This window comes from Mycobacterium sp., assembly GCF_008709575.1.
In the GTDB taxonomy this organism is placed as follows: domain Bacteria; phylum Actinomycetota; class Actinomycetes; order Mycobacteriales; family Mycobacteriaceae; genus Mycobacterium.
Window position 1 is genome coordinate 1 of sequence record NZ_VYIK01000114.1, and the last position, 3675, is coordinate 3675.

Below are 3675 nucleotides of genomic sequence, written 5' to 3' on the forward strand. Positions count from 1 at the left end.
CGGATTGAAAGGGGGATGGGGAAACGGGTTCGCTCTGCGGACACCGCGCCCCTGACTACCAATGCGCTATCTCGATGTCGACGGGATCGGCCGGGTCAGCCGGATAGGGCTGGGCACGTGGCAATTCGGCTCACTCGAATGGGGCTACGGCGATCAGTACGCGGCCGGTGCCGCGCACCAGATCGTCCAGCGTGCGCTGGATCTGGGCGTCACCCTGTTCGACACGGCCGAGATCTACGGCTTCGGCCGCAGCGAGCGGATTCTCGGCGAGGCGCTGGGCGAGCGGCGCAGCGAAGTCGCGGTGGCCAGCAAGATTATGCCGATCGTGCCGTTTCCGCCGGTCGTCAAACAGCGTGCGCGCGCCAGCGCGCGGCGGCTGCAGCTCGACCGCATCCCGCTCTACCAGATCCACCAGCCCAACCCGGTGGTTCCCGACTCAGTGATCATGCCCGGGATGCGCGAGTTGCTCGACAGCGGAACCATCGGCGCGGCCGGGGTGTCGAACTATTCGCTGGCGCGCTGGCAGAAGGCCGATGCCGCGCTCGGGCGCCCGGTGATCAGCAACCAGGTGCACTTCTCGCTCGCCCACCCTGGGCCGCTCGAGGACCTCGTCCCGTTCGCCGAGCGCGAGAACCGCGTCGTGATCGCCTATAGTCCGCTGGCCCAGGGACTGCTGGGCGGCAAGTACGGCGTCGGCAACCGCCCCGGCGGCATCCGCGCGGCCAATCCGCTGTTCGGCACCGAGAACCTGCGCCGCATCGAGCCGCTGCTGCAGACGCTGCGCGACGTTGCCGCAGAGGTCGACGCCAAACCCGCACAGGTGGCGCTGGCGTGGCTGGTCAGCTTGCCGGGGGTGGTCGCCATTCCCGGGGCGTCGAGCGTCGAGCAGCTCGAGTTCAACGTCGCCGCCGCCGACATCGACTTGAGCCCACAGTCCCGCGACGCGCTGACCGACGCGGCCCGCGCCTTCCGGCCGGAGCCGGTGCGGCGTTTCCTTGTCGACACCCTCCGCGAGCGGCTGCTGCCGCACTGAGCGAGGTCGGCCGCGGCGCCAGCCGCACAGGCGGCGATTTGGCTGCCCGGCGCGGGTTCGGTAGCCTTAGAAGACACCGGCGCGGGGTGGAGCAGCTCGGTAGCTCGCTGGGCTCATAACCCAGAGGTCGCAGGTTCAAATCCTGTCCCCGCTACTAAAGTAAACGGTTCTTACCGTGCCGAACGGCAGCAAGCAGTGGCCCAGGCTGCCGTGAGCGCATACGCTTCAGCGCCCGACAGGCCAGTGCTCTACTGTGATGTCGCCCATGGGGAAGTCGGCGGGATTGCCCGTCGCCAGGCGAGCATCGATACCGGCGGCGGCCGCGGCGATCAGGCAGTCGGCCTGGTGCAGGGTAATGCCTCGTCCGGCGAACTGGCGGCGCCATCGTCCGGCGCGGATTCCTTCGGATGGGCCCAACGGTGCACACCGCAAGCCGTGCACCAGCCGTTGTGCTGGGGCTTCTTCGCCGGGAAGCAGTCCGCGCCAGATCTCCTCGATCGAGATCGCGCAGGTCCAGGGTTCGTCACCGTGGCGGCGCAGAGCGCGTAGGCGCTCGCCCGCCGGACGGCCGCGGAGCGCGTCGATGAGGACGGTCGAGTCGAGCAGGATCCGCGCCACGTCAGCCGACGCGACGCCGGTCGGAGCGTTGGCGGCGGACCCATTCACCGGGATCGTCATCCCATTCGTGGCCCCCGTCGGGAATAGCCCCGAGCGCTGCCTCGATATCGTCCCATCGCCGCTCGTCATCGAGTCCGCGCCGGATCAATTCTGCGATGAAGGCGCTGCGTCGCCTGCGTCCGGCCCGTCGGTCGAGTTCGGCAACGAGCTCGTCATCGACGGTAATGTGCAGTCGCATGTGCTGACTATAGCCCACTAGGGGCCCGGCTCCGGCGTGGACCGGCTGCCATGGCTTTGCGAAGCCGGCGTCTGCTACCGAAGAGATCGATACGCACGGATTCGTGATACTCGACCGTCCGCGGGCGTGGCTGCCGCGGGCACAGTCGCCGCCGTGACCGGCCAGGCCACCGAGTGGGTGGCAGCCAAGGGATCGCTGTAGCCATCCCTGCAAGCGGGGTCAGGGCAGTGCGACGTGTCCGTTCTTGACCTTCCAGATGAAGTACTTCTCGAAGGCCAGCTTCATCAGGTGGGCCTGTGGACCCGGGATCATCACACTGTGCTTGCGCTTCGCGGGCAACATGTGGTCGGCGAGCATGACGACGCCGTTGTTGCCGGCGTCCATCACGCACACCGCCTTGATGTCGCCGAACTCTTTATGCTCGGTGGGCTGTTCGCCGCGCACCTGGTGGCCGATGTTTTTGGCGGCGATGTGGGCCTGCTGTTCGGTGGGAAACCCTGTCTTGGGGACGCCGACGGGGTTGGCGGTGGTCCACGGTACGGCCACGGCGGCGGCGATTCCGACGGCGTAGACGTTGTCGTACGCCTCGGTCTGGTAAGTGTCGCGCACCTTCACATAACCCTTCTCGTCGCTGATCTCGACCGCCTTGGCGATCACGTCCTGGCCGATGAACGGCGGGATCAGCATGGCGTACGCGAAGTCGATGCTCGCACCGTCCTTGAGCACGACGCGGCCCTCGTCGACATGGTCGACCGACACGTTCACGCGCGTGTCGATCTTCTCCTTCTTGACAAACATCTCCAGCAATGATTCGCCGTGTTTCAACCCGCCGATCCCGAAATGCCCGAGCATCGGCTCCGGCGAGATAAACGTCATCGGCACCCGACTTTTGATCTTGTTTTTGCGCAACTGATGACTGACGTTGAACAGATATTCATAAGCGGCACCGAAACAACCGGCGCCCTGGGTGGCGCCGACCACCACCGGCCCGGGTTTCTCCAGGAATTTCCGCCAGCCCTCACCGGCCTCGATGGCGTCTTGAAGGCTGGTGATGTTGTACGCGTTGCCACCGGGTCCCAGACCGGGAACGACGTCGTATTTGTTCTGGTAGCCGGTGGCGATGACCAGATAGTCGTAGCTGTAGGGGCCCTGAGTGGTCAGGACGCGATTCTGCGCAAGCTCCAGCTCGGTGGCCGGGGCATGCACGAAGTCCACCCCGTGCTCCTCGAATGTCGGCGCGACGGGGAAAGTGATGTCGTCAGCGGAGCGTTTGCCAAACGGCAGCCAGATCAGCGACGGGTTGAACACGAACCGATCCGACGGAGAGATCACCGTCACGTCGACATCGCCCGCTAAGTCGTGTTTGACAGCGATAGCTGCGGTCAATCCACCGAAGTTACTTCCGAGCACCACAATCTTTTTGCGCATATGTCCCTCCACTCGGATCGGCATTCAAACTGATCCCGAAATGCTCTGCCAGGATGTCATCTGCGGATCCATTCGATGAGGGCCATAAGTCCTTCCCCGGGTGGGGATATCGGCCATAAAGCCGACACGGCGTGCAGCGGCCGGCGTCGGCTTTCGGTGCGGCGGCGCCGGGCACGGGTTGAGAGCAGCTGGCGGTTTTGTTGGTCAGTGTTGGATGAGCGGATTGTCGGACTTGTCGAGGAGAATGTGGCGGTATGACCGCCGGGAGGTTGCGCGGGTGGCGTGGGGTCAAACCGGTCGCCTCCCCAACTGGGGTGGCGATCACCGCGCGGCTGCGCACATCTGCTGACGACGAGTT

4 protein-coding genes and 1 tRNA gene are annotated in these 3675 nt (G+C 65.6%); 2 read left to right on the plus strand and 3 right to left on the minus strand.

Annotated elements, in window-relative coordinates; genetic code table 11:
* The first annotated feature begins 61 nt into the window (after positions 1-61).
* Positions 62-1033: an aldo/keto reductase gene (locus tag F6Q13_RS16885; RefSeq protein ID WP_293059005.1), complete on the plus strand. Its 972-nt coding sequence runs from the start codon at positions 62-64 to the stop codon at positions 1031-1033.
* 80 nt (positions 1034-1113) lie between these two features.
* A tRNA-Met gene (locus F6Q13_RS16890) sits at positions 1114-1187 on the plus strand.
* A gap of 71 nt (positions 1188-1258) precedes the next feature.
* Here the strand turns inward: F6Q13_RS16890 and F6Q13_RS16895 are convergent.
* The 3 genes from F6Q13_RS16895 to F6Q13_RS16905 form a co-directional block, all read right to left on the minus strand.
* On the minus strand, positions 1259-1699 hold the full coding sequence (locus tag F6Q13_RS16895; RefSeq protein WP_293059008.1) for a PIN domain-containing protein: 441 nt from the start codon (positions 1697-1699) through the stop codon (positions 1259-1261).
* A complete protein-coding gene (locus tag F6Q13_RS16900; RefSeq protein ID WP_293059011.1) occupies positions 1653-1889 on the minus strand; it encodes a hypothetical protein in 237 nt (78 codons plus the stop codon). The genes F6Q13_RS16895 and F6Q13_RS16900 overlap by 47 nt, the downstream gene beginning before the upstream one ends.
* A gap of 219 nt (positions 1890-2108) precedes the next feature.
* The gene (locus tag F6Q13_RS16905) at positions 2109-3317 is read right to left on the minus strand and encodes an FAD-dependent oxidoreductase (RefSeq protein WP_293059014.1); all 1209 of its coding nucleotides are present in this window, start codon (positions 3315-3317) and stop codon (positions 2109-2111) included.
* Positions 3318-3675 lie beyond the last annotated feature (358 nt).